The sequence below is a fragment of the Polaromonas sp. P1_E12 genome (assembly GCF_056405975.1).
In genome coordinates this window covers 154,246-180,311 of record NZ_JBFUBB010000006.1, presented here as the reverse complement: position 1 = coordinate 180,311, position 26,066 = coordinate 154,246, and the positions used below count along the sequence as shown (strand labels likewise).

Annotated in this window: 22 protein-coding genes; 12 read left to right on the top strand and 10 right to left on the bottom strand. The window is 63.9% G+C overall.

Annotation, left to right across the window (positions count from 1 at the left end; all coding sequences use genetic code 11):
* Positions 1–3 precede the first annotated feature (3 nt).
* The 4 genes from bioF to panD form a co-directional block, all read right to left on the bottom strand.
* Positions 4–1,212 carry an 8-amino-7-oxononanoate synthase gene (gene bioF, locus AC1D13_RS17470; RefSeq protein WP_477690008.1) on the bottom strand — a complete coding sequence of 403 codons (1,209 nt, stop codon included), beginning with the start codon at positions 1,210–1,212 and terminating at the stop codon, positions 4–6.
* Positions 1,209–1,901: a dethiobiotin synthase gene (gene bioD, locus AC1D13_RS17465; protein WP_477690007.1), complete on the bottom strand. Its 693-nt coding sequence runs from the start codon at positions 1,899–1,901 to the stop codon at positions 1,209–1,211. The genes bioF and bioD overlap by 4 nt, the downstream gene beginning before the upstream one ends.
* Positions 1,894–3,228, bottom strand: coding sequence for an adenosylmethionine--8-amino-7-oxononanoate transaminase (locus AC1D13_RS17460; protein ID WP_477690006.1), 1,335 nt, complete (start codon positions 3,226–3,228; stop codon positions 1,894–1,896). The genes bioD and AC1D13_RS17460 overlap by 8 nt, the downstream gene beginning before the upstream one ends.
* Positions 3,229–3,308: 80 nt before the next feature.
* Positions 3,309–3,689, bottom strand: a complete 381-nt coding sequence (gene panD / locus AC1D13_RS17455) for an aspartate 1-decarboxylase (RefSeq protein WP_431095265.1) — start codon at positions 3,687–3,689, stop codon at positions 3,309–3,311.
* Positions 3,690–3,848: 159 nt separating this feature from the next.
* On the opposite strand from panD, the gene nadC reads away from it, so the two are divergent.
* From nadC to pabB, 3 genes are all read left to right on the top strand, one after another.
* Positions 3,849–4,727: a carboxylating nicotinate-nucleotide diphosphorylase gene (gene nadC, locus AC1D13_RS17450; RefSeq protein WP_457279620.1), complete on the top strand. Its 879-nt coding sequence runs from the start codon at positions 3,849–3,851 to the stop codon at positions 4,725–4,727.
* Positions 4,724–5,839, top strand: coding sequence for a quinolinate synthase NadA (gene nadA, locus AC1D13_RS17445; RefSeq protein ID WP_457279619.1), 1,116 nt, complete (start codon positions 4,724–4,726; stop codon positions 5,837–5,839). The genes nadC and nadA overlap by 4 nt, the downstream gene beginning before the upstream one ends.
* 75 nt (positions 5,840–5,914) lie before the next feature.
* Positions 5,915–7,675, top strand: coding sequence for an aminodeoxychorismate synthase component I (gene pabB / locus AC1D13_RS17440; protein ID WP_477690005.1), 1,761 nt, complete (start codon positions 5,915–5,917; stop codon positions 7,673–7,675).
* Positions 7,676–7,682: 7 nt separating this feature from the next.
* Here the strand turns inward: pabB and AC1D13_RS17435 are convergent, their stop codons facing one another.
* From AC1D13_RS17435 to AC1D13_RS17420, 4 genes are all read right to left on the bottom strand, one after another.
* A complete protein-coding gene (locus AC1D13_RS17435) occupies positions 7,683–8,042 on the bottom strand; it encodes a 5-carboxymethyl-2-hydroxymuconate Delta-isomerase (RefSeq protein ID WP_457279617.1) in 360 nt (119 codons plus the stop codon).
* Positions 8,043–8,095: 53 nt separating this feature from the next.
* Positions 8,096–9,706, bottom strand: a complete 1,611-nt coding sequence (gene nadB / locus AC1D13_RS17430; protein WP_477690004.1) for an L-aspartate oxidase — start codon at positions 9,704–9,706, stop codon at positions 8,096–8,098.
* Between the two features lie 163 nt (positions 9,707–9,869).
* Entirely contained in the window at positions 9,870–10,751 is an 882-nt protein-coding gene (locus AC1D13_RS17425; RefSeq protein WP_457279615.1) for a segregation and condensation protein A, read from the bottom strand.
* Positions 10,752–10,845: 94 nt separating this feature from the next.
* The gene (locus AC1D13_RS17420) at positions 10,846–11,073 is read right to left on the bottom strand and encodes a DUF3460 family protein (protein WP_477690003.1); all 228 of its coding nucleotides are present in this window, start codon (positions 11,071–11,073) and stop codon (positions 10,846–10,848) included.
* Between the two features lie 141 nt (positions 11,074–11,214).
* Here AC1D13_RS17420 and bamE point away from each other — a divergent pair, with 141 nt between their 5' ends.
* Positions 11,215–11,736 (top strand): outer membrane protein assembly factor BamE domain-containing protein, encoded by a 522-nt coding sequence (bamE, locus tag AC1D13_RS17415; RefSeq protein ID WP_477690002.1) that lies wholly within the window; start codon positions 11,215–11,217, stop codon positions 11,734–11,736.
* Positions 11,737–11,803: 67 nt separating this feature from the next.
* Here bamE and AC1D13_RS17410 read toward each other — a convergent pair whose 3' ends face one another.
* On the bottom strand, positions 11,804–13,474 hold the full coding sequence (locus AC1D13_RS17410; RefSeq protein ID WP_457279810.1) for a SulP family inorganic anion transporter: 1,671 nt from the start codon (positions 13,472–13,474) through the stop codon (positions 11,804–11,806).
* 289 nt (positions 13,475–13,763) lie between these two features.
* Here AC1D13_RS17410 and AC1D13_RS17405 point away from each other — a divergent pair, with 289 nt between their 5' ends.
* Positions 13,764–15,530, top strand: a complete 1,767-nt coding sequence (locus AC1D13_RS17405) for a sensor domain-containing diguanylate cyclase (protein WP_477690001.1) — start codon at positions 13,764–13,766, stop codon at positions 15,528–15,530.
* Between the two features lie 27 nt (positions 15,531–15,557).
* On the opposite strand, the gene metG is transcribed toward AC1D13_RS17405, so the two are convergent.
* On the bottom strand, positions 15,558–17,651 hold the full coding sequence (metG, locus tag AC1D13_RS17400) for a methionine--tRNA ligase (RefSeq protein WP_477690000.1): 2,094 nt from the start codon (positions 17,649–17,651) through the stop codon (positions 15,558–15,560).
* 197 nt (positions 17,652–17,848) lie between these two features.
* Here metG and apbC point away from each other — a divergent pair, with 197 nt between their 5' ends.
* The 7 genes from apbC (at position 17,849) to AC1D13_RS17365 (ending at position 26,054) form a co-directional block, all read left to right on the top strand.
* Positions 17,849–18,940 (top strand): iron-sulfur cluster carrier protein ApbC, encoded by a 1,092-nt coding sequence (gene apbC / locus AC1D13_RS17395; protein ID WP_477666102.1) that lies wholly within the window; start codon positions 17,849–17,851, stop codon positions 18,938–18,940.
* A 33-nt stretch (positions 18,941–18,973) separates the two neighbouring features.
* Positions 18,974–19,933 carry a LysR substrate-binding domain-containing protein gene (locus AC1D13_RS17390; RefSeq protein ID WP_477666103.1) on the top strand — a complete coding sequence of 320 codons (960 nt, stop codon included), beginning with the start codon at positions 18,974–18,976 and terminating at the stop codon, positions 19,931–19,933.
* Between the two features lie 112 nt (positions 19,934–20,045).
* The gene (locus tag AC1D13_RS17385; protein ID WP_477666104.1) at positions 20,046–20,516 is read left to right on the top strand and encodes a formate dehydrogenase subunit gamma; all 471 of its coding nucleotides are present in this window, start codon (positions 20,046–20,048) and stop codon (positions 20,514–20,516) included.
* Positions 20,513–22,075 carry a formate dehydrogenase beta subunit gene (locus AC1D13_RS17380; RefSeq protein ID WP_477666105.1) on the top strand — a complete coding sequence of 521 codons (1,563 nt, stop codon included), beginning with the start codon at positions 20,513–20,515 and terminating at the stop codon, positions 22,073–22,075. The genes AC1D13_RS17385 and AC1D13_RS17380 overlap by 4 nt, the downstream gene beginning before the upstream one ends.
* A 46-nt stretch (positions 22,076–22,121) precedes the next feature.
* Positions 22,122–25,031 (top strand): formate dehydrogenase subunit alpha, encoded by a 2,910-nt coding sequence (gene fdhF, locus AC1D13_RS17375; RefSeq protein ID WP_477666106.1) that lies wholly within the window; start codon positions 22,122–22,124, stop codon positions 25,029–25,031.
* A complete protein-coding gene (gene fdhD, locus AC1D13_RS17370) occupies positions 25,018–25,833 on the top strand; it encodes a formate dehydrogenase accessory sulfurtransferase FdhD (protein ID WP_477666107.1) in 816 nt (271 codons plus the stop codon). Before fdhF ends, fdhD begins: the two co-directional genes overlap by 14 nt.
* Complete coding sequence (locus AC1D13_RS17365) at positions 25,830–26,054, top strand: formate dehydrogenase subunit delta (RefSeq protein WP_477648462.1); 225 nt, start codon at positions 25,830–25,832, stop codon at positions 26,052–26,054. The genes fdhD and AC1D13_RS17365 overlap by 4 nt, the downstream gene beginning before the upstream one ends.
* The last annotated feature ends 12 nt before the right edge of the window (positions 26,055–26,066 follow it).

Genomic DNA, 26,066 nt, shown 5'->3' with positions numbered 1-26,066 from the left:
GCTTCAGCCTGACAGCGGATGCTTTGCCAGGGCCGTCAGGGCTTCGACCAGCAGGTCGATATCGGCTTCGGTGTGCGCGGCCGACAGCGCAATGCGAAGGCGCGCCGTGCCATCGGGCACGGTGGGCGGGCGAATCGCCGGCACCCAGATGCCGCGTGTGCGCAGGCCTTCCATCACGGCCAGGGCTTCGTCGTTGCGTCCGATCAGCAGCGGCTGGATGGCGGTCTGCGAGGGTGGCAGTTGCCAGTGGCTGCCTTTCAGGCCCGCCAGCAAGCCGCTGCGCAACCGCGCAATGAGTTGCTGCAAATGCGTGCGGCGCCAGTCATCCTGTTCAATCAGTGCAAGGCTGGCGCGCAGCGCGCTGGCCAGCAGCGCCGGTGCGGCCGTGGCAAAAATATAACTGCGGGTTTTTTGCAGCAGCCATTCAACCAGGGCCTCGTCGCCCGCCACAAACGCGCCCGCCACGCCTGCCGCCTTGCCCAGCGTGGCCATGTAGAGCACGCGGCGCGAGGCCTTGGCGCCATACAACCCCGCGGCGGCCAGGCTGCCGCGCCCTTGCGGGCCCAGCACGCCGAAGCCATGTGCATCGTCCAGCAGCAGCAGGGCGTCATGGCGCTCGCACAGCGCCAGCAGGGCGGGAATGTCGGCGCTGTCGCCGTCCATGCTGAACACCGCGTCGCTGATCACCAGCTTGCGCGGCGCGTCGCTTTGCGCGAGCTCTCGCGCCAGCGCGTCCAGGTCGGTGTGTGCGTAGCGGTGGATTTTTGCGCGCGACAGCCTTGCGCCGTCAATCAGGCAGGCGTGATTCAGTGCATCCGAAAAGATCGCGTCGCCGGCACCCACCAGCGCCGGTACGATGCCGATGTTGGTGGCGTAGCCCGCGTAAAAATACAACGCGCGCGGCAGGCCCACGAAGGCCGCGAGTTCGCGTTCCAGCGCCTCGTTGGCGGCGCTGTGGCCGCTGACCAGTGGCGATGCACCCGACCCGACACCGTAGGCTTGTGCGCCGGTGCAGGCCGCCTGCACCAAGGCTGGGTGTGTGGCCAGGCCGAGGTAGTCATTGCTGCAAAAGGCCAGCATGCTGTGCCCGTCAATCGAGAGACGTGCGCCGCTTTCAGGCATGACCACGCGGCGCTGGCGGCGCAGGTGCGTGCGGTCCAGTTCGGCCACGCGTGCCGGAAATTCGTCGAGCCAGGAGGAGGTGATGTTCATTGCCATTCAGTGGGGAGGTTGATGGTGACCTTGCGTGCGTCAATGTTGGGTTGCCAGGGAACGGTGGCCAGCAATGGCGCCTGCAACTGCTTTTGTAGAAAGGCGATGTTGTCCCCCTGCGCCAGCATGTTTGGGTCAACGTGGTTGGCCACCCAGCCGGCCAGTGTGAGACCGCGCGCGCGGATGGCTTCGGCGGTGAGCAGGGCGTGGTTCAGGCAGCCCAGCCGCAGGCCCACCACCAGCACCACGGGCAGGCCCAGCGCCTGGGCCAGATCGGCGCCGGTCTCCGTGGGCGAGAGCGGCACATGAAAGCCGCCCGCGCCTTCCACCACCACGGCATCGGCCTGCAGCGCGAGCTGGCGGTGGCAGGCTACCAGGTGGGCAATGTCAATGCGCGCACCGGCGCGGGCGGCTGCGATGTGTGGTGACACCGGGTCGGGCAGCAGCACCGGGTTGTCGAGTTCGGGTGGTACGCGGCAACTGGAAGCTGCGCGCAGGGCGAGCACGTCTTCGTTGGCATCTACACCGTCAATCGGCACCGTGCCTGCCGCCACCGGCTTCATGCCCACCACACGCAGGTGCCGGTGGGCCAGCGCATGCAACAGTGCAGCGCTGACCAGCGTTTTGCCCACGCCGGTGTCGGTGCCGGTGACAAACAGCGAAACCGTCTTGTGCGCCGCTTCAGCCATGTGCAGTAATTTCTTCGGCCAGGGTGGCGTCAAGCGCGGCCAGCGCGCCGCGCGCCAGGTGGCCAATCGCCTCTTCGTCCATCACATAGGGAGGCATGGCGTAGACCGTGTGGCCGATTGGGCGCAGCAGCACGCCGTGGGCCATGGCGTGCTGCGTGTAGCGGCGTGCGAAGTGGGGCACCGTCGTGGGCTCGATGTCCCAAGCCCAGATCATGCCCAGCCTGCGTGCGTTCCGTACAGCAGAGTGCTGAGTCAGCGGCGCGAAGGCCCGGTCCAGGGTGTTGGCCAGGACTGCGTTGTCTGCCAGCACATCGGTTTGCTCGAACAGCTCCAGCGTGGCCAGCGCGGCGCGGCAGGCCAGCGGATTGCCGGTGTAGGAATGCGAATGCAAAAAGCCGCGCGCCACGTCGTCGTCATAAAACGCCTCGTATACCGCGTCGGTCGTCAGCACCGCCGACAGCGGCAGCGTGCCGCCCGTGAGGCCTTTCGAGAGACAGATGAAGTCAGGCCGTATGCCCGCCTGCTGGTGCGCGAACATGGTGCCGGTGCGGCCAAAGCCGGTGGCGATTTCATCGGCAATCAAATGCACCTCATAGCGGTCGCACAGTGCGCGCGCTTCGCGCAGGTAGGCGGCATCGTGCATGGCCATGCCGGCCGCGCACTGCACCATGGGCTCCAGGATGAGCGCGGCGGTTTGCGCATGATGCTGCTCCAGCCAGCTTTGCAGGTCTGCGGCTGCGTGACGTGCTACGTCTGCAGCGCTTTCACTGGGCTGCGCGCCGCGTGCGTCGGGGCTGGGCACGGTGGCTGCCAGCCGCACCAGCGGCGCATAGGCTTCACGAAAAATGGCAATGTCCGTCACGGCCAGTGCGCCCACGGTCTCGCCGTGGTAACCGCCTGCGAGCCCGATGAAGCGGCACTTTTCAGGCTTTCCGGTGTTGCGCCAGTAATGCGCGCTCATCTTCAGCGCGATCTCTGTGGCGCTGGCGCCGTCGCTGCCGTAAAAAGCATGGCCCAGCCCGGTCAATGCGCCCAGCCGCTCAGACAGCTCCACCACCGGCTGGTGCGTGAAACCGGCCAGCATGACGTGGTCAAGCCGATCCAGCTGGTCGCGCAGCGCCGCCTTGATGTGCGGATGGCCGTGGCCGAACAGGTTGACCCACCACGAGCTGATGCCGTCCAGGTAACGCCGGCCTTCAAAGTCGTACAGCCAGACCCCTTCGGCCCTGGCGATGGGTACCGGGGGGTGCGCCTCGTGCAGCTTCATCTGCGTGCAGGGGTGCCACACATGGCGCAGGCTGCGCTGGATCATTGAGAGGTTGTCCATGGAGGCCCGTGGTGAGGAGTGGAGGGCGAAAGCTCAGGCGTGCGCTGCAAGCCGGAGCTAAAGCACGAGTCGGGCGCGGGTCAGGGCTTCTGCACCGGAATGGTCGAGCGCTCTTCCTTGATGCGGTTGTCCGGATTGACGAACACCAGCTTGGGGCTGAAGCCCGCGACATGCTCTTCATGCACCTGCGCAAACGCCGCGATGATGACAAGGTCGCCCACGGCGGCGCGCCGCGCGGCGGAACCGTTGACCGAAATGATGCGGCTGCCGCGTTCGGCACGAATGGCGTAGGTGATGAAGCGTTCGCCGTTGTTGATGTTCCAGATGTGCACCTGCTCGTTCTCTGCCAGGTTGGCGGCATCCAGCAGGTCTTCGTCGATGGCGCAGGAGCCTTCGTAGTTGAGTTCGCAGTGGGTTACCGCAGCGCGGTGAATCTTGGACTTGAGCAGGGTTCTGAACATGATGTGTGTAGGGTGTACCCAGGCAAAAGGAAAACGCCGGGGTGGGCGAAGGGGGCCGGCGGCGGGCAGCGGCAGGGGCGCTGTAACATTCGCGGCAGTTTTGAGGTCTACTCAATAGTTTAGTGCAGGGTACTGCGCGGTTTCTTTCTTAGATTACTTATGAAAAAGTCATTTGATTTCACGACTGAAGCGCTGGGCGCCCTGGCCCGGGCGGATGCGGCACGCGCGCTGGCCGAGGACATTGGCAGCGGCGACCTGACCGCCGCACTGATTGACCCGGCCCGCCAGGCACGGGCGCAGGTGGTGGCGCGTGAAAGCGCTGTGGTGTGTGGCAGCGCCTGGGTCGAGGCCACGATGCGGCAGCTGGATCCGGATGCCCAACTGGTCTGGCATGTGCTGGATGGCGAGCGTTGCGAAGCCGGCCAGGTAGTGTTTGAAGTGCGCGGGCTTGCCCGTGCCCTGCTGTCGGCTGAACGCACGGCCCTCAATTTTTTACAGCTGTTAAGCGCCGTTGCGAGTAAAACGGCCGTTTATGTTGACATCGTGAAAGGTACGCGGGCTGCTATTGTGGACACACGCAAGACCCTTCCCGGCCTGCGGCTGGCGCAAAAATACGCGGTCGCCGCGGGCGGCGGAACCAACCACCGGGTGGGTTTGTATGACGCCGTGCTCATCAAGGAAAACCACATCGCGGCCGCAGGGGGAATCGCGCAGGTGCTGGCACGCGCTGCGGACGTCGCCGCGCAGGCTGATTTTGTGGAAATCGAAGTCGAGAACCTGGACGAGCTGGCCCAGGCGCTGAACGCCGGTGCGCGCATGGTGCTGCTCGACAACATGAGCCTGCCCGACCTCAAAGAGGCTGTACGCATCAACAATGGGCGAGCCATCCTTGAAATTTCGGGCGGGGTCACCCTGGAGGGCCTGCGCACCCTGGCCGAAACCGGCGTGGACCGGATTTCCATCGGCACCCTGACCAAAGACGTGCGGGCGATTGATTTTTCCATGCGCTTCGACGCCGAGAGCACGGTGGCGGCATGAGCGTGGTTTTGCCCGTCATCCGTGTGGACTACGAGCAGCCCGAGGGCGCGGCTTGCAGCACGCACCAGGCTTGGGCCCGTGTGCCGGCCGAGCCCACGCAGGCCGAGCGCACCGTGCTGAAGGCCCGCATCCGCGAACTGCTCAAGGCCCGCAACGCCGTCATGGTGTCGCACTACTACGTGCATCCCGACCTGCAGGACCTGGCCGAAGAGACCGGCGGCCTGGTGTCGGACTCGCTGGAGATGGCGCGTTTTGGCCGCGACCATGCGGCACAGACGCTGGTGGTGTCGGGTGTGCGCTTTATGGGTGAGACGGCGAAGATTCTTTCACCTGAAAAACGCGTGCTGATGCCCGACCCTGATGCGACCTGTTCGCTTGATTTGGGCTGCCCGGTGGATGAATTCAGCGCGTTTTGCGACGCCCACCCGGACCGCGCGGTGGTGGTGTATGCCAACACCAGCGCCGCCGTGAAGGCGCGCGCCGACTGGGTGGTGACATCCAGCTGCGCGCTCGACATCGTGCGTGCGCTGAAAGACCAGGGCCAGAAAATCCTCTGGGCGCCCGACCGGCACCTGGGCAGCTACATCCAGCGCGAGACCGGTGCCGACATGGTGTTCTGGAATGGCGCCTGCATCGTGCACGACGAATTCAAGGCCTTTGAACTGCAGGCCCTGAAAAAAGAGCACCCTGGCGCCAAAGTGCTGGTGCACCCCGAGTCACCTGCGGACGTGGTGGCGCTGGCCGATGCCGTGGGCTCCACTTCGGGAATTTTGAAGGCGGCGCGCGAGATGGACGCGCGCGAATTCATTGTGGCGACCGACAACGGCATGCTGCACAAGCTGCGCACGCTCAACCCCGGTAAAGTGTTTATTGAAGCGCCCACCGCCGGCGACAGCGCCACCTGCAAAAGCTGCGCGCACTGCCCATGGATGGCCATGAATGGCTTGGCCGGTTTGGCCCATGTGCTGGAAACCGGTGCGCATGAAGTGAAGATAGATCCTGCTCTGGGCCTGCGTGCCCGGCTGCCGATAGACCGCATGCTGGCGTTTACCGCCGCGCTGAAAAACGGCCAGCCCACCGCAGGGTTGGTGCCGCATATCGGTGCGGCTTGAGGCCGGATCCGGGTACGGTAGATGCTCCTGTTTTGATAGCTGCTCGCGCATGTACTGTATGGGCTGGAGGCCGATATGAGCCCTATAACGGCCTGTATTGACTTCTCGGATCCGCATGACAGCGCCGCGCCGCGCCTGCGCCGTGCTTTCGCTACGCCGCGCACGGTGCTGGTGGCACGCACGCTCGATGAGGTACGGCCGGTGCTGGATGCCGTGCAGGCCGCCGCCGCGCAGGGGGCCTGGTGTGTGGGTTACCTGCGCTATGAAGCCGCCCCGGCTTTTGATGCCGCGCTGGCTGTGCACGATGCGGATGGGCCGCTGGCCTGGTTTGCGGTGCATGATGAAGCCTTGCCCTGGCCGCGAACCGTACCAGGTGCCGATGTGCAGGTGCAGTGGCAGCCGGGGCTGGATCGCCCGGCTTTTGACGAGGCGCTCGGCTCGTTGCAACGGGCGATTGCCAACGGCGCGTACTACCAGGTTAACTTCACGGCCCAGATGACCGGCAGGTTGCTGCCGGGCCAGGAAGCCGCACCGGCCCACGCCCTGTTTGGCGCCCTGCAGCGTGCGCAGCCCGGGGGTTATGCGGCTTTCCTGGACACCGGCGGCGAGCAGTTTCTGTCGGTGTCGCCCGAGCTGTTTTTTGACTGGCGCGACGGCCACCTCCTGACACGGCCGATGAAAGGCACAGCGCCGCGCGGCACGACACCCGAGAGTGATGCGGCGCAGGCCGAAACGCTGCGCACGTCAGTCAAGGAGCGTGCCGAGAACGTGATGATCGTGGACCTGCTGCGCAATGATCTGTCGCGCATCGCCGAGCCCTTCAGCGTGCACGTACCGCGTCTGTTTCACACCGAGGCGCTGCCCGCAGTCTGGCAGATGACGTCGGACGTCGAGGCGCGCACGCGGCCCGGCTGTAGCCTGTCCGATGTGTTTTCCGCGCTGTTCCCCTGCGGGTCCATCACCGGTGCGCCCAAGGTACGGGCCATGCAAGCGATTCGTGAGCTGGAAGCCGGGCCACGCGGTGTGTACTGCGGGGCCGTCGGTGTGGTGCAACCCGGCGGCGCGGCGACTTTCAACGTGGCGATCCGCACTGTCAGCCTGCGCGGCGCCCAGGCCCGTTGTGGCATCGGAAGTGGCATCACCTCGGGTTCTGTGGCCGAAGGGGAATGGCAGGAGTGGCGCCACAAGCAGGCCTTTCTGGCGCGCGCCAGCATGCCCTTCGAGATTCTGGAAACCCTGGCGCTGGAAGCGGGCCAGTTGCGCCATAGGGACGACCACCTGGCGCGCATGGCGGTTTCTGCCGCCCACTTTGGCCACCGATGGGATGCCGTGCAGGCCCATGCGTGCCTGCAGGCATTGGCGCAGGCGCACCCGCAGGGCCTCTGGCGCGTGCGCCTGCTGCTCAGCGCCAGCGGAAAACTCACCGCCCAGGCTTTTGCCATGGAGTCGTCACCGCCCCAGGTGCGCCTGCAGCTGGCCGACAGGCCGCTGGATGCGGCGCACGGCGAATTTGTGCGTTTCAAAACGACGCGACGCGCGCATTACGACGCTTTCACGCCCGCAGCACCTGACGTGTTTGACAGTGTGCTGTGGAATGCCGAGGGTGAAATCACCGAATGCACACGCGGCAACATCGCGATGCGGGTGGATGGCCGCTGGGTCACGCCGCCGCTGGCCTGCGGGCTGCTGCCGGGTGTGGGCCGCGCGCTGGCGTTGCAGGCGGGCCGGTTGACCGAACGCGTCGTGCGGGTGGACGCATTGTCAACGGTTGAGGGCTGGGCGTTTGTGAACAGCCTGAGGGGCTGGATAGACGCGAGCCTTGTCCGAACCGACTAAAAACTGCTTAGAGTTTTTCCTTGACGTAGGACGCGCGGTCCATGTCCACCATCTCCACGCTCAGCTGCACCATCACGCCCGCTGGCCGCGGGGTCAGGCGGCGCAGCACGTCAGCGATGCGCGCGCCCAGGTCCTTCTTGGCTTCCGGCGTGCGGCCCGACAGCAATCGCAGCTGGGCATGCACAAAAGCGCGTGAGGCCGGTGCCGTGCCGATTTCAAAATCGTCCAGCGCGACCAGCCGGGTCTTCAGGTCGGATTCATCCTGTATTTCAGGGCTGGCGGCGACGGCCTGGTTCAGCGCCTGGAGCACTTCGGCTTTGGGAAAGCCGGCCAGGTTGCTGGAGTATTCAACGATCAGGTGAGGCATGTGGGTTCTGAATAAAAAGTGGCAAGAAACGGATAAAGGGGATTCGGGAAAGATTAACTTCCGGGCGGTACCAGCACGGTAGGAACAGCCTGTTCAGCGGTACCAGGGAAGTCGCGGCTGAAATGCAGGCCGCGGCTTTCGTGCCGGCCGTGCGCCGAGCGCACGATCAGATCCGCCACCTGCACCAGGTTGCGCAGCTCCAGCAAGTCGCGTGTGACACGGAAGTTGGCATAGAACTCCTGGATTTCCGCGTTGAGCAAGGCGATGCGGTGCGCCGCGCGTTCAAGCCGCTTGGTGGTGCGCACAATGCCCACATAGTTCCACATGAAGCGGCGCAGCTCGTCCCAGTTGTGCGAGATCACCACGGCTTCATCTGCATCGGTGACCTGGCTTTCGTCCCAGGCGGGCAAGGCGGGGACTTCGGCTGGTGCCAGGGATTCGATGGCGTGGGCCGTGGCGCGTGCGAGCACCACGCATTCCACCAGCGAGTTGCTCGCCAGGCGGTTGGCGCCGTGCAGGCCGGTGCAGGCGGTTTCGCCAACGGCATAAAGGCCCGCCACATCGGTGCGTCCGGCCAGGTCGGTCACTACGCCACCGCAGGTGTAGTGCGCGGCCGGCACCACCGGGATGGGCTGGCGTGTGATGTCGATACCGAGCTCGAGGCAGCGCTTGAGGATGTTGGGGAAGTGCTCCTGCAGAAAAGCCGGGCTCTGGTGCGAGATGTCCAGGTAGACACAGTCGAGGCCGTGCTTTTTCATCTCAAAGTCGATGGCGCGGGCCACCACGTCGCGCGGCGCGAGTTCGGCCCGCGCGTCGTGCGCCGGCATGAAGCGCCCGCCGCCGGCCGAGGGCGGCAGCAGCAGCTTGCCGCCTTCGCCGCGCACGGCTTCCGTGATCAAAAACGATTTCGCGTCCGGGTGGTAGAGGCAGGTCGGGTGGAACTGGATGAACTCCATGTTGCCCACGCGGCAGCCGGCCCGCCAGGCGGCGGCAATGCCGTCGCCGGTAGCGGTGTCGGGATTGGTGGAATAGAGATACACCTTGCCCGCGCCGCCGGTGGCCAGGATCGTGTGGCCGGCGCTGAAGGTCAGCACCTCGCCGCTGGCGGTGTCGAGCACATAGGCACCATAGCAGCGATTACCAGGTTGTTTGAGATGCCGGTCGGTGATGACGTCGATCAGCATGTGGTGCTCATAGAGCGTGATGCCGGGCGTCTGGCGGACCTGCTCCATCAGCGTGCGCTGCACGGCGGCGCCGGTGGCGTCGGCCGCGTGTACGATGCGGCGCTGGCTGTGGCCGCCCTCGCGCGTCAGGTGCAGTTCGCCGGGATGGCCGGCGTCTTCGGAAAAAGCCACGCCCAGTGCACGCAACCAGGCAATGGCTTCGGGCGCACCTTCGACGACGGCGCGCGTGGCGGGCAGGTCGCAGAGGCCCGCACCTGCGACCAGCGTGTCGCTCACATGCTGCTCCAGCGAGTCGCCCTCGGCCAGCACGGCAGCCATGCCGCCCTGCGCCCAGCCGCTGGCTCCGTCGCCAAGCGCACGTTTGGTCACCACCGCCACACGCCGGCCAGGTGCCAGCAGCAGCGCGGCAGACAGGCCCGCCAGGCCGCTGCCGATGATGAGGACGTCGAAGTTGTGTGAACCCAGGCTGTCGGAGGTCATTGATAAGTCACTCACCGTTGAGATGGAAACCAGGTTTGTTCACGATGCGCAGAATGCTCTTATGCAAGCAGGGGCCGCGGGACTGGCTTCGCCAGACCGCAGGCGCAGCGGCCCCCTCGGGGGGGCAGCGCATTACACGAAGTGAAAAGCGTGGGGGCAATATTTAGGCGGGCGTGTAAGCCAGCCGCACATAGATGGGCGCGAAAGCCTCGGCCTGCGTGACTTCCAGCAGGCCTTCCTTGGAGAGCTCTAGCAGCGCGATGAAGGTCACCACCAGCACCGGCATGCCGCGCGTGGCGTCGAACAGGTCTTCGAACTCGAGGAACTTGCGGCCCTGCAGCTTGCGCAGCACGATGCTCATGTGCTCGCGCACCGAGAGCTCTTCGCGGCTGATGACGTGGTGCTGTACCAGGCGGGCGCGTTTGACAATGTCGCGCCAGGCGTCCTGCAGGTCCACGATGTGCACATCCGGAAAGCGCGGCTGCAGCGATTGCTCGACATACACCTGCGCGCGCAGGAAATCGCGGCCGAATTGCGGCACTTCGTTGAGTTTGTGGGCGGCCAGCTTGATCTGCTCGTACTCGAGCAGGCGGCGAACGAGTTCGGCGCGCGGATCTTCGGGCTCCTGGCCTTCCGCCACCTTCTTGGGCGGCAGCAGCATGCGCGACTTGATTTCAATCAGCATGGCCGCCATCAGCAGGTATTCGGCCGCCAGTTCCAGGTTGGTGGAGCGGATTTCGTCGACGTAGGTGAGGTACTGGCGCGTGACCGCCGCCATCGGGATGTCGAGGATGTTGAAGTTCTGCTTGCGGATCAGGTACAGCAGCAAGTCCAGCGGTCCCTCAAACGCCTCCAGGAAGACCTGTAGCGCATCCGGCGGGATGTACAGGTCGTGCGGCATGGCAAACAGCGGCTCGCCGTACAGGCGGGCCAGCGCCACCTGGTCGATCACGGCGGGCATGTCCGGGCTCAGGGCTGCGGACAGCTCCTGCCCGGCGGCCGGCGGCAGCTCCTGGGGGGATGGTGAAAAAGGGGTTTGGGACATGAAAGAGGCCGAAGCGGTGAGTGCGCTAAAGATTTGCTATGAAAAAGATAGCTGATTGCGCAAGTCCTGCAAGGGCTGGAGGCCTATTTGGCTCTTATTTTCCGTTCGGGTGGCTGCTCGTGCCGTACACGTAAGGCTGCTGGGGAACCTTGGCCTCACCGTATTCCGCCTGTTCGGTGCGGTTCAGGTTCTTGTCCCACAACAGCGCGCGCCCGGCGCGTTGCTCGGCTTCCAGGGTGGGCTTGTTGGCCTTCAGCTGGTCGATGAACTGCGTGGTGTCGGAGATGTAGTCGGAGCGGCGGAAGAAGTTGAGGAGGGACATGGGTCTAAACTGCCTGAATCGTATAGTTGGCTGATTTTACCGGGGTCTGCCTTGCGCCCATTGTTACCACCTTCCCCACCCTCCTTTGCACCGGCCCGAACGGGCTTTTCAGCACTTTTTTCCGTCAGGACGGTCATCTGTATGGGTCTGCTCTCATTTGTGCTTGGCCTGGTGGCATGTGACGCGCAGCGCATTGCCGAACTGGAAGAAGGTGTGGCCACGGAGGCCGATGTACGTGCCCGCTTTGGCGAGCCCGAGAAGGTGTGGGAAGCGGCCGACATGGCCGAAACGCCGCAGCCCGGCGCTGCGGCGGCGCCCGGCGCCCGCACCTTCGAATACAACCGCCAGCCGGAAGGCAAGGTCAACTACATGATCACGATAGGTGCGGACGGCAGGATGAGTGCGCTGCGGCAGGTGCTGACACCGCAAAATTTTGCCAGGGTGCAGCCCGGCATGCGCATGGAACAGGTGCGAAAAATGCTGGGCAAGCCGATGAAGGTCACGCCTTACGCGCTGAAGCAGGAAACCCACTACGACTGGCGTTATGTGGAGCCACCGTCGGCGGCACGCATTTTTACCGTGGTGTTTGACGGGGACCTGAAAGTGGTCAGCACGGGCTCGGTGGACGATGAAAGCGCGAGCGCTTCAGGCGGCAATCGCTGATGTGCCTGGGTTTATAAAGAAAAATGAGCTGCAGCCCAATAGGGACAGGCGCAAGCAGCTCCTGTTTTTATAGCGTTTCAATTTTCTCCAGGAAGCCCGAGCGCTGCATCACGGCCCGCGGCTGGGCATTGAGCCCTGCCATGACCAGCCGGCCGCCGCGCAGCACGATGGCCTTGTGCAGCTGCTCCAGCACATCGAGCCCGGAGGTGTCCAGCGACTGCAGCGATTGCACGTCCAGCCGCACCACCAGGCCTTTGGGCGCGCTTTCCACCACGTTCAGGATGGGGTCGAGCTTGGCGACTGCGCCAAAGAACAGCGAGCCATACAGCTGGAAACTGGCGCCATCGGCGCTGCGTGAGACCTCCACCACCTGGAACAGGGTGCTCATGCGCCGCACAAACAGCACGCAGGCCAGGATCAGGCCGACCTGCAGGGCGACCGTCAGGTCAAAAACCACGGTCAGCAAAAACGTTCCCAGCATGATGAGCCGGTAATGGCTGCTGGCCTGGCGCAGGTGGGCGAATTCGCGCCATTCCCCCATGTTCCAGGCCACATACAGCAGAATGCCGGCCAGCACCGCCAGCGGCACATGCACGGCCAGCGGGGCGGCTACCAGCACGACGACCACCAGCGTGAGGGCATGCACCACGCCCGAGACGGGAGAGGTGGCGCCCGAGCGCACATTGGTCACCGTGCGGGCAATGGTGCCGGTGGCGGGCATGCCGCCAAAGAACGGCACCACAAAGTTGGCCACGCCCTGGGCCATCAGTTCCTGGTTGGGGTCATGGCGCGGCAGGCCGGAAATCTGGTCGGATACGCGCGCGCAGAGCAGCGACTCCACCGCACCCAGCAGTGCAATGGTGATGGTGGGTGCCACCAACAGCCGCACGGTTTCCCAGGAGAAATCGGGCAGGGCAAATGAAGGCAGCGCACGCGGGATGCCGCCGAAGCGGCTGCCGATGGTTTCCACGGGCAGGCTCAGCAGGTAGGCAAACGCGGTAAGCGTCACCAGCGCCACAATCGGCCCCGGCATGCGCGATGCCATGCGCGTGGCCCGCTTGAGCTGCACGCCTTCGACGGCCTGCATCAGCCTGATCAGGCGCGTGGTGAAACCGCCGGCGCTTCGCGTGTGCGCGGCAAACAGCTTGGGCCACACAAAGAGGCCGAGCAGGCAGGCCAGCCCCAGCCCCAGCGCGTAAGGGTTGAAGCTGTCCAGGTGTTCGCCGATCACACGCAGCTGCGAGAAGAAATCGGCCGGCATCTTGGGAACGACCAGCCCCAGCAGGTCCCTGACCTGCGACAGTACGATCAGCACTGCGATGCCGTTGGTAAAACCCACCACGATGCTCACCGGCACGTAGCGCACCAGTGTGCCCATTCTGAAAAAACCCAGCAGAAAGAGCAGCACGCCGGCGCAGGCGGTGGAGATCAGCAGGTTGGCCAGGCCGTAGCGTTCCAGAATGCCGTAGACGATGACGATGAAGGCCCCGGCAGGGCCGCCTATCTGCACCGCCGAGCCGCCCAGCGCAGAGATCAATGCGCCTGCGATGATCGCCGTCCAGATGCCTGCCTCGGGCTTGAGGCCGGAGGCGATGGCAAAAGCCATGGCCAGCGGCAAAGCCACAATACCCACCGTGACGCCGGCCCCGGCATCCTTGAAAAACCGTTCGCGGTTGTAGCCGGCAAGCGCTGAAAACAGGCGAGGGCGGAACGGGGCGAGATAGGCCGGTAAATGCATCATGCGGCGGGCGTGGGGCGTGGGAGTTGTGTGACCGGTGGTGCGGATGATGGCCCGGACGACAGCGCAGATAACAGCGCAGGCGAGAATGCGGAGATTGCGCGTCCCGTATGACTTTTTTCCATTGTTCGAAGCCTCAACATTCGGTACATTAGAAGGTTTTGTTAGGTAGAAATAGTTACTTTTCGTGTGATTTCAGGGCCGAATCATCAGTGTCGTCCTGTTTTGATCATCTGCGTATGGTTTTTTGGGGAAGTGATTGTTTGGCCTTTTAAGTTTTTTGTCTGCAATGCCGCCGCGCCTTTCTGCCTGCCTGGCGGCCTTGCTGTTGGCCCACGCTGCGGCTGTTGCACAGGAAACGGCCGTCCCGCCTTCCCCCGTCGCGGCTGTTGTTGCACAAAGCGTGCCGTCCGCGGGCTACGACGTGGTCGGCCAGGGGCTGGTACTGGTCGACAGTACCGGTTCGCTGACGTTTGAGCAGGTTCACAGCCGTTTTGAAGCCGGTGAAGGCGAGCCGGCCAGGCCGGAACAGATCATGCCGACCGGCGACGGGCGTGCCTTGTGGTACCGGTTGACGCTGCCTGCGGTGAGCCAGCCCACCCGGGTCATGCTCACGACACCGCACCCCAACATGGACAGTGTCTCGCTGTACCGCCCCTCGCAAGACCCCCTCGCTGCGGGGCAATGGCAAATCAGGCGCTCAGGTGATTCCATCCCCGTAGCCGAGTGGCCGGTGCGCCACCTGACACCGGCGTTCGAGATGCTGCTGCGCCCCGGTGAGATGCGGCCCACTTACCTTCGGGTCACCCACAACTATCCGATCAGCATGCACTGGGTCCTGTCCGACCCAGGCAGTTTTCACGAACAGTCCAAGCAATGGCACCTCCTGCTGGGGGTTTACATCGGCCTGGTGCTGCTGATGGCGCTGATGAGCGCTTTCCACGCGGTCTCGTGGCGCGATTCCATCCACCTGTTGTACGCCGGTTATGTGCTGGTCGTGGCGCTTGGCCAGTTGTCGCTGACCGGCCTGGCGGGAGAGTTTTTCTGGCCCCGCAATGCCTGGTGGAACGACTGCGCGCCCGTGGGGCTGTCGCTGGCCACTGCCGCATTGCTGCATCTTGTGCTGCGCCAGATGGTGGTTGACCGCGATGTGCCCTGGCTTTCCCGCGGGCTGCTGGCCATGACCATTCTGGGCTTTGTGATCGTGCTGGCCTTCCTGGCTCTGGGGAACAAGTCGTCTTTCAACCTGGCCACGCCTTACTACGTCGGAAGCATCGCCGTTTACCTTTTTGTTTCCGCCTGGTACACCTGGCGCCGGCCGGCCGTGGGTATCTGGATCATGGCCGCGATGGTGTGCCTCACCGTGGGCTCCATCTTCCCCATCCTGCGCACGCAGGGCATGATGCCCCTGGGCACGGCCACGCAGTTCGGTGCGCAAATCGGTGCCGCCCTGGAAATCCTTTTCCTGCTGATGGCCCTGTACCTGCGCAGCCGGGAAAAGCGCGACAACCAGGCGCGCGTCGGTGCGCTGACACGCGTGGACCCGTTGACCGGCCTGGGCAACCACCGCGTGCTGTTGCAGCGGCTGGACGCGCTGCTGATTCGCCAGCAGCGCGACCCTGGTGCGGGCGCGGTGGTGCGCATCCGGCTGGGCAACGCCGTGGATATCCGGCAGGACTACGGCATGGAGGCGGCGCAAAGCGCGGTGGTCCAGGCCGGCGCCTGTGTCACAAGTGTTGCCCAGGAAGGCGATACGGTTGCCCGGCACCGCGACGGAGACTTTGTGCTGATCCTGCAGGGGCACCTGACGCGCGGGGCGCTTACCGATATCGGCCAGCGGCTGATCGCCCGCGGACTGGCCGACAGTCCCAGCCTGCCGCCCAATACCGTGCTGCAGTTCAAGGTGGCGGTGGCCGAAGCGCCCTTCAGGGAAGGCGATGCAACGCAATTGCTGCACTCGCTGGGCCTCGTGCTTGGCGAGCTTTCCAGCCGTTCGGGGACTGGGCTGCGCTTTGCGGCCGGGGCGGCGGATGCCAGGAATTCGGCACCGGCCTGACGCAGGAGGCGGCGTTGCGCCGCAAACTCAGTGAATGCGCATGCCCGGTGTTGCGCCCGGCAAGGGTTCCAGCACATAGATACCGGGTTGGGCTTTTTCGTCGGCGTGGCTGGCGGCCAGCACCATGCCTTCGCTGATGCCGAACTTCATCTTGCGCGGCGCCAGGTTGGCGACCAGCACCGTGAGTTTGCCGACCAGGTCTTCGGGCTTGTAGGCTGAAGCGATACCGCTGAACACGTTGCGCATGCGGCCTTCGCCGGCGTCCAGCGTCAGGCGCAGCAGCTTGGTCGAGCCTTCCACGGGTTCGCAGTTGACGATCTTTGCAATGCGCAAATCGACCTTGGCGAAGTCGTCAATGGTGATCACGGGCGCAATCGCCTCGCCGCCTGGCACAGTTTCTTCTGCTATCAAATCAGTAGCTGCTTGCGCTGGTTCTGCCTGGGCAGGAGGCTCAAACAGTGCTTCAAGTTGCTTGATGTCGACGCGCTGCATGAGGTGCTTGTAGTCGCCGATCAGGTGGCCGTTACCGAGGCTGGAGACGGCATCCGCAAACGTCAACGGCTTGACTTTCAGGAATTCCTCGACCTGCGCCGCCAGCGCAGGCAACACTGGTTTCAGGTATATCGTGAGTAGGCGGAAGGCCTCGATGCATACCGTGCAGACATCCTGCAGACGCGAGTCCATACCCTGCTGCTTGGCCAGCTCCCACGGTTTGTTCTGGTCCACATACGCGTTCACGCGGTCCGTCAGCAGCATGGTTTCGCGCAGGGCCTTGGCAAATTCACGGCTTTCATACAGCGGCTCGATCGTTTCCTTTGCGGCGCGCAGCGCGCCCAGCAGCGCTGCGCCATCGGCCGACACCTCGCCCAGCTTGCCCACAAAGCGCTTGGCGACAAAGCCCGCGGCGCGGCTGGCGATGTTGATGTACTTGCCCACCAGGTCGCTGTTGACGCGTGCCATGAAATCATCGGCATTGAAGTCGATGTCTTCGTTCTTCGCATTGAGCTTGGCGGCCAGGTAATAGCGCAGCCATTCGGGGTTCATGCCCAGGCTCAGGTACTTGAGCGGGTCCAGGCCGGTACCGCGGCTTTTGCTCATCTTCTCGCCGTTGTTTACCGTGAGGAAACCGTGCACAAACACGTTGTCGGGCGTCTTGCGGCCGCTGAAATGCAGCATGGCCGGCCAGAACAGCGTGTGGAAGGTGACGATGTCCTTGCCGATGAAGTGGTACTGCTCCAGCCCCGGCGTCGCCATGTAGGCGTCGTAGTTTTCGCCGCGTTTTTCCAGCAGGTTTTTCAAAGAGGCGAGGTAGCCGACCGGCGCGTCCAGCCAGACATAAAAATACTTGCCCGGCGCATCCGGGATTTCAATGCCGAAGTAGGGCGCGTCACGGCTGATGTCCCAGTCGCCCAGGCCTTCGCTTTGGGTGCCGTCGGGGTTGGTGCGAACGCTGAACCATTCTTTGACCTTGTTGGCCACTTCGGGCTGGAGCTTGCCGTCTTGCGTCCACTTTTCCAGAAAGTCCACACAGCGCTGGTCGGACAGCTTGAAGAAAAAGTGATCGGAGCTTTTGAGGACGGGCGTCGCGCCCGACAACGCTGAATACGGGTTGATCAAATCCGTGGGCGCATACACCGCGCCGCAGTTTTCGCAGTTGTCGCCGTACTGGTCTTTGGTGCCGCACTTGGGGCAGGTGCCCTTGATGTAGCGGTCCGGCAGGAACATGTTCTTTTCAGGGTCAAAGAACTGCTCGATCGTTTTGGTCTCAATCAGTCCGGCCTTTTTGAGGTCCAGGTAGATCTGCTGCGCCAGCTGGTGGTTTTCCGGCCCGTCGGTGGAGTGCCAGTTGTCAAAGCTGATGTGAAAACCGTCCAGGTAGGGTTTGCGGCCCGCGGCGATGTCGGCCACAAACTGCTGCGGCGTTTTGCCGGCTTTTTCAGCCGCGATCATGATGGGCGCGCCGTGGGCGTCGTCCGCGCCCACAAAGTTCACCGCATGGCCCTGCATGCGCTGAAACCGCACCCAGATGTCGGCCTGGATGTATTCCATGATGTGGCCGATATGGAAATTGCCATTGGCATAGGGCAGGGCGGTGGTGACAAACAGGCGGCGCTGGGACATAGGGGTGCTTTTTGGCTAGGGAGAGGTAACCCGCGATTTTAAGTCGCCCGGCCTTGGGGTTGCCCCGGCAAGCCCCCATGACCCCAGGGCCCGGGTCACGGCGTTAGACTTCAGGCCAACACCCCCGCCGGCTTGCCGCCCTCAAAGCGCCCGGTCTGCCCAGTCAGATTTAACGAGATTCAACGGAGTATTTCCCCATGTCCCTGGACCAACAGGCCGTCTTGAACGCCGTGCAAACCGTGCTGGACCCCAACACCGGCAAAGATTTCGTCACCACCAAGGCCCTGAAAAACCTGCAGCTCAGCGGCGACGACGTGTCGTTTGATGTTGAACTTGGCTACCCGGCCAAAAGCCAGATCGCCGGCCTGCGCAAAAGCCTGATCGCCGCCGTCAAGGCCGTGCCAGGGGTGGGCAATGTCTCCGTCAATGTCACGTTCAAGATCGCCAGCCACAGCGTGCAGCGCGGCGTGCAGCTGTTGCCCAACGTCAAGAACATCATCGCCGTGGCCTCCGGCAAGGGCGGTGTTGGCAAAAGCACCACCGCTGTCAATCTGGCCCTGGCGCTGGCGGCTGAAGGCGCCAGCGTCGGCCTGCTCGACGCCGACATCTACGGCCCCAGCCAGCCCATGATGATGGGCATCGAAGGCCGGCCCGAAAGCGTGGACGGCAAGAACATGGAGCCCATGGAGAACTACGGCATCCAGGTCATGTCCATCGGTTTTCTGGTTGCGCAGGACGAAGCCATGATCTGGCGCGGCCCCATGGCCACCCAGGCGCTGGAGCAGCTGCTGCGCCAGACCAACTGGAAAGACCTGGACTACCTCATCGTCGATATGCCGCCCGGCACCGGTGATATCCAGCTCACGCTGTCGCAGCGGGTGCCCATGACAGGTGCCGTCATCGTCACCACGCCGCAAGACATTGCGCTGCTGGACGCCAAGAAGGGCATCAAGATGTTTGAGAAAGTCGGCGTACCCATTCTGGGCATCGTCGAAAACATGGCGGTGCACATCTGCAGTAGCTGCGGCCATGCCGAGCACATTTTCGGCGAAGGCGGCGGCAAAAAAATGGCGGCCGACTACAAGATGGACTACCTGGGCGCCTTGCCGCTGGACATCCAGATCCGCCTGCAGGCCGACAACGGCCGTCCCACCGTGGTGGCCGATCCCGACGGCGAAGTCGCCGGCATCTACAAGGCCGTGGCGCGCAAGATGGCCGTCACCGTGGCCGCGAAAGCCAAAGATTTCTCTGCCAAGTTTCCGACCATCACGATCTCCAAAAATACCTGAAGACACCTGAAAACCACCTGAGGTTGTCACGCCATGAACCTGCTGGCCTCCCTGCGTTACCTGGCCGCGCTTGACGAGCACAAGCACTTCGGCCGCGCGGCGCAGGCCTGCAACATCACCCAGCCCGCCTTGTCCAACGCCTTGCGCGCGCTGGAAGACGAGTTCGGCGCCGCCATCGTGGTCCGCGGGCGTGCATTCGTCGGTTTCACCGAAGAAGGTGAACGCGTCCTCGCCAGCGCCCGGCGCATGCTGCATGAGCGCGAAATCCTCAAGCAGCAACTCGACAGTTCCGTAGACAGCCCGCGCGGGCATTTGACGATTGGCGTCGTTCCCACGGCGGTCTCCATCGCCGCGCGTTTTGCCGCCATGCTGCACGCCCGGCACCCAGGTATTACGCCCGTGGTGCTGTCGCTGAATTCGCATGACATCGAAACCCGGCTCGAAAACCTGTCGCTGGACATGGCGCTGGGCTACACCGAGCGCCTGAGCGCGCGCAACACACGGCTGACCACCTTGCCGCAATACACCGAGCGTTATTTCCTGGTGCGCCGCGCAGCCAGGCCCAGCCCCGATGTGTTGCGTTTTGGCCCACCCATGACCTGGGCCGACGCCGCCAAGCTGCCGCTGTGCCTGTTGACACCCGATATGCACAGCCGCACGCGGGTGGATAGCGCTTTTGCCGCCGCCGGCGTCACGGTCAAGCCTGTGATGGAAACCAACTCCATGCTGACGCTGGCCCTGACCGTCGTCGTCGGTGAGGTCTGCAGCGTGCTGGCAGGCGCGCTGGTGTGCGCGGTGCAGGGTTACCGCGAACTCGAGGCCTTGCCGCTGACACCGGATGTGGAAACACCAGTCGGCTTCATGATGCAAGCCAGCGACCGGCCCTCCCGCACGCTGCAAGCCGCCATGGCGCTGGCTGCCGAGCCCGCCTGGTTGCGCCATGCGGCCGACTACAGCGCTCACCCAGCGAGTATGGGAGCCAAGTCAACCTAGGCAAAGGTTTGCATACATTCAATCCGTGAATGGGGCAGTGTCCCGATTCAATTGGACGTGACCCTATCGCTTGCACATACTTTGTGCATAGACAGAGATAGGGGTCCACACGATGAATGAAGTTGCAAGCCAGGCCGTCGAACGCGTCATTGCGTCGACCAGGCACATGCCCGGCGCCTTGATGCCGATCCTGCACGGCATTCAGGACGCGCTGGGTTATATCCCGTCCGAGGCTGTACCGCCCATCGCCGAAGCCCTGAACCTTTCCAGGGCGGAAGTGCATGGCGTGGTGACGTATTACCACTACTTCCGCTCCGAGCCGCCAGGCCGGCATGTGGTGCAGATCTGCCGCGCCGAGAGCTGCAAGGCCATGGGCTCCGACGCCCTGTGGTCACATGCCTGCTCTCACCTGGGCAGCGACGGCCACGGCCCCACCAAAGACGGCGCGTTCACGGTCGAGCCGGTGTACTGCCTGGGCCTGTGCGCACAGTCCCCCGCGATGACGCTGGACGACAAGGTCCATGCCCGCGTCGGGATCGAAAAATTCGACCGCCTGGTGGCGCAAGCCGGGAGCGCCGCATGAGCATCAAGATTTACGTGCCCCGTGACTCCGCTGCGCTGGCGGCGGGCGCTGACGAGGTCGCAGCAGCCATCACCGCCGAGGCTTCAAAGCGTGGTATCGGCATTGAGCTGGTGCGCAATGGCTCCCGTGGCCTGTTCTGGCTGGAGCCCATGGTCGAAGTGCAGACCGGCGCAGGCCGCATCGCCTACGGGCCGGTGGAAGTTGAAGACGTGGCCGGCCTTTTTGATGCCGGTTTTCAGGTGGGCGGTGTCCACGTGTTGCAACTGGGCCTCACCGAAGAGATTCCGTATCTGAAAAGGCAGGAGCGCCTGACCTTTGCCCGCATGGGCATAACGGACCCGCTGTCGCTGGCAGACTACGAAACGCATGAAGGCTATGCCGGCTTGCGCCGTGCGCTGGAGATTCCCGCCACAGAGATCGTGCAGCAGGTGCTCGACGCCGGCCTGCGCGGGCGCGGCGGCGCGGCGTTTCCCGCGGGCATCAAATGGAAAACCGTGGCGGGCCTCAAAGCCACGCAAAAGTATGTGGTCTGCAATGCGGACGAGGGCGACTCGGGCACTTACTCCGACCGCATGACCATGGAGGGTGACCCCTTCATGTTGATCGAAGGGATGACGATTGCCGCGATTGCCACCGGCGCCACGCAGGGCTATGTCTACATCCGTTCCGAATACTCGCACGCGGTGGCGACCATGCGCGAGGCCATCACGGTGGCTGAAGCGGCTGGTTTTTTGGGCGCCAACATCCTCGGCTCGGGCCACAGCTTTCACCTGCATGTACGCAAGGCGGCTGGCGCGTACGTCTGCGGCGAAGAGACCGCCATGCTGGAAAGCATCGAAGGCAAACGCGGCATCGTGCGCGCCAAGCCACCGATTCCCGCCATCCAGGGCCTGTTCGGCAAGCCGAGCGTGATCAACAACGTCATCACCTTTGCCTCCGTGCCCATCATCCTGTCGCGCGGCGCAACCTTTTACAAAGACTACGGCGTAGGCCGCTCCAGGGGCACCTTGCCCATCCAGCTGGCCGGCAACATCAGGTTTGGCGGCCTGGTCGAAAAAGCCTTCGGCGTGACTTTGCGCGAGCTGATGTACGACTACGGCGGCGGTTCGGCCTCGGGCCGGCCTATCAAGGCGGTGCAGGTCGGCGGCCCGCTGGGCGCCTATGTGCCTGAATCGCAGTGGGACACGCCGCTCGACTATGAGGCCTATGCGGCCGTGGGCGCGGTGGTGGGCCACGGCGGCATCGTGGTGCATGACGACACGGCCGACATGGCCAGCCTGGCGCGCTACGCCATGGAGTTTTGCGCGATTGAGTCCTGCGGCAAATGCACGCCGTGCCGCATTGGCTCCACACGCGGCGTGGAAGTGATTGACCGCATCGCCAACGGCCCAGGGGAGCAGCGCCCGCAGCAGATCAAGCTGCTGCGCGACCTGTGCGACACCATGGTTCACGGCTCGCTGTGCGCCATGGGCGGCATGACGCCTTTCCCGGTGCTTTCGGCACTGGACCATTACCCGCAGGACTTTGGCATGACTGTGCCGGACCGCAAAGCAGCCTGAATCGACAGAAACGGCAGCACCCCCACAAGACGGACAGGAGACTTTCATGCTCGAACACCTCAAAGAAACCGACTACGGCACCCCCAAACGCGAGTCCATGCAGGAAGTCACGCTCGAGATCGACGGCGAAAGCGTCACGGTTCCCGCGGGCACCTCGCTCATGCGAGCGGCGGTCGACGCAGGCATCCAGGTGCCCAAGCTCTGCGCCACCGACAGCCTGGAGCCGTTTGGCTCCTGCCGCCTGTGCATGGTGGAAATTGACGGGCGCAAGGGTTTTCCGGCCTCTTGCACCACACCGGCAGAAGCCGGCATGAAAGTGCGCACGCAGTCGCCCCGCCTGCAGGAGCTGCGCAAGGGCGTGATGGAGCTGTATATCTCCGACCACCCGCTGGACTGCCTGACCTGTTCGGCCAACGGCAACTGTGAGCTGCAGGACATGGCCGGCGTGACCGGGTTGCGCGAAGTGCGTTACGGCATGGAAGGCGCCAACCACTTCCGCAACGAGAGCAAACCGGCAATCGACAACTCCAACCCTTATTTCAGCTACGACGCTTCCAAATGCATTGTGTGCAACCGCTGCGTGCGCGCCTGCGAAGAAACCCAGGGTACGTTTGCACTGACCATCAGCGGCCGCGGCTTTGAGTCGCGCGTGTCGCCGGGACAAGACCAGCCCTTCATGGAATCCGAATGCGTGAGCTGCGGCGCCTGCGTCGAGGCCTGCCCCACTGCCACACTGCAGGAAAAAACCGTGATCATGCTGGGCCAGCCCGAGCACAACAAGATCACCACCTGCGCCTACTGCGGCGTGGGCTGCGCCTTCAAGGCCGAGATGAAGGGCAATGAAGTGGTGCGCATGGTGCCGTGGAAAGACGGCAAGGCCAACGAAGGTCACGCCTGCGTGAAGGGCCGCTTTGCCTGGGGCTACGCCACCCACAAGGACCGCATCACCAAGCCGATGATCCGCAAGAACATCAGCGACCCGTGGCAGGAAGTGAGCTGGGACGAAGCCATCAACTACGCCGCCAGCGAGTTCCGCCGCATCCAGGCCAAACATGGCAAGGATTCGATTGGCGGCATCACCTCGTCGCGCTGCACCAATGAAGAAACCTACCTGGTGCAAAAGCTGGTGCGCGCCGCTTTCGGCAACAACAACGTCGACACCTGCGCCCGCGTCTGCCATTCGCCCACCGGTTACGGACTGAGCCAGACCTACGGCACCTCCGCCGGCACACAGACCTTCAAGTCGGTTGAAAAGGCCGACGTGATCCTGATCATCGGCGCTAACCCGACCGATGGCCACCCGGTGTTTGCCTCGCGCATGAAAAAGCGCCTGCGAGAAGGCGCACGGCTGATCGTGGTGGATCCGCGCCAGATCGACATCGTGCGTTCCCCGCACGTGGAGGCTGAGTTTCACCTGCAGTTGCGACCCGGCACCAACGTGGCCATGATCTCGTCGCTGGCCCATGTGGTGGTGACGGAAGGCCTGCTGGCCGACGACTATATTGCCGAGCGCTGCGACGAAAAGTCATTCCGCGAATGGCGCGAGTTTGTGGCCCGCCCCGACAATTCTCCTGAAGCCATGGAAGCCGTCACCGGCGTGCCCGCGGCAGACGTTCGCGCAGCCGCCCGCCTCTACGCCACAGGCGGCAATGCTGCCATTTACTACGGCCTGGGCGTGACGGAGCACGCACAGGGATCGACCATGGTCATGGGCATTGCCAACCTGGCCATGGCCACCGGCAATGTGGGCCGCGAAGGTGTGGGTGTGAACCCGCTGCGCGGCCAGAACAATGTGCAGGGCGCCTGTGACATGGGTTCCTTCCCGCATGAACTGCCGGGCTACCGCCACGTGTCCGACAGCACGGTGCGCGCCGAATTCGAAACGGCCTGGGGCGTGACGCTCAATGAAGAGCCCGGCCTGCGCATCCCGAACATGTTTGATGCGGCCGTGGCCGGCAGCTTCCTGGGCCTGTATTGCCAGGGCGAAGACATCGTGCAGTCCGACCCCGACACACAGCACGTGGCCAAGGCGCTTACGTCGATGGAGTGCATCGTCGTGCAGGACATCTTCCTGAACGAAACCGCCAAGTACGCCCACGTGTTCCTGCCGGGCTCTTCTTTCCTGGAAAAAGACGGCACTTTCACCAATGCCGAGCGGCGCATCTCGCGCGTGCGCAAGGTCATGCCACCCAAGGCAGGCCTGGCCGACTGGGAAGTCACCGTCAAGCTCTCCAATGCGCTGGGCTATCCGATGAAGTACGTGCATCCGCGCGACATCATGGCCGAGATCGCGGCGCTGACGCCGACTTTCCGCGGCGTGACCTTTGCCAAGATCGAAAAGCACGGCAGCGTGCAGTGGCCTTGCAACGAAGACACGGCAGAGCTCGGCACCGAGTTCATGCATAAGGACAAGTTTGTGCGCGGCAAAGGCCGCTTCATCATCACGCAGTACGTCGCCACGGATGAAAAGGTCACGCGCAAATTCCCGCTGCTGCTCACCACCGGCCGCATCTTGTCGCAGTACAACGTGGGCGCCCAGACGCGCCGCACCGACAACAACCAGTGGCACAGCGAAGATCGGCTGGAGATCCATCCGCACGACGCGGAAGACCGGGGCATCAAGCCTGACGACTGGGTGGGCATTGAAAGCCGCGCCGGCCAGACCGTGCTGCGCGCGGTGGTCACCGAACGCATGCAGCCGGGCGTGGTCTACACCACCTTCCACTTCCCCGAATCGGGCGCCAACGTCATCACCACCGACAGCTCCGACTGGGCCACCAACTGCCCGGAATACAAGGTCACTGCGGTGCAGGTTATGCCGGTGGCGCAGCCGTCGGAATGGCAAAAATCCTACTCGCGCTTCAACAAGCAGCAACTGCAGTTGCTGGATGCGGCGTCACAACCGGCGGGCGGTCCGCTTGCCGGTGCAGCGGAGGCAGCTCATGCAGGTGGTTGAAGGTTGCCGTGAAGCCCCTGTGACGGGGGTGCGGGCACATCGCCCGTTTGACCGGTCGGACTGGGTAGCCGAAGAGGTGCCTGTGGCGCTGGAGTACAACGGCATCTCGCACGCCGTGATGCTGGCCAGCCCCTCCGACCTCGAAGACTTTGCCTTCGGCTTTTCCGTCACCGAAGGCATCGTGGACGACTACACGCAGATTCACGACATTGAACAGACCAGCAGTGAGCAAGGGGAGACGCTGCACCTGAGCATCGCGGCATCGTGCTTTGCCCGCCTGAAAGACCGCCGCCGCAGCATGACCGGCCGTACGGGCTGCGGCCTGTGCGGCACCGAAAGCCTGGCGCATGCGGTGCGCCTGCCGCCGCGCCTGCACGGCGGCGCGGAGTTTGAAGCGGGCGCCATCACCCGTGCCCTGATCAACTTGCGCGAGCAGCAGTTACTGCTCAGCGCCACCGGTGCCACCCATGCGGCCGCCTGGTGCAATGCGGGCGGCGGCATCGTGGTGCTGCGTGAAGACGTCGGCAGGCACAACGCGCTGGACAAACTGACAGGCGCCTTGCAGCGCGGCCGTGTCAAGGTCAATGAAGGTTTTATCGTCGTCACCAGCCGCGCCAGCTACGAGATGGTGCACAAAACTGCCATGGCCGGCGTGACACTGCTGGCGGCTGTGTCGGGGGTGACCGGCCTGGCGATTGATGTGGCGCAAACCGCCGGCGTGGCGCTTCTGGGCTTTGTGCGCGGGGAAGATCTTTCCGTGTACAGCCACAAAGAGCGTGTCAACCTGGAGTACCTCCTGTGAACAACGACAACCTGATTCGCATGGTCAACCAGATCGGCGCCTTCTTTGAAACCATGCCTGACCGCACGGAAGCCCTGCAGGAACTGGCCATGCACCTCAAGAAATTCTGGGACCCCCGCATGCGCAAGGCACTGCTGGAGTTGATAGAAGGTAACGGCGGCGACGGGATCAGCGACGTGGTGCGTCGTGCCGCCCTGGAACACCGGTCCTTGCTGGTCTAGAGGTTTATTGGG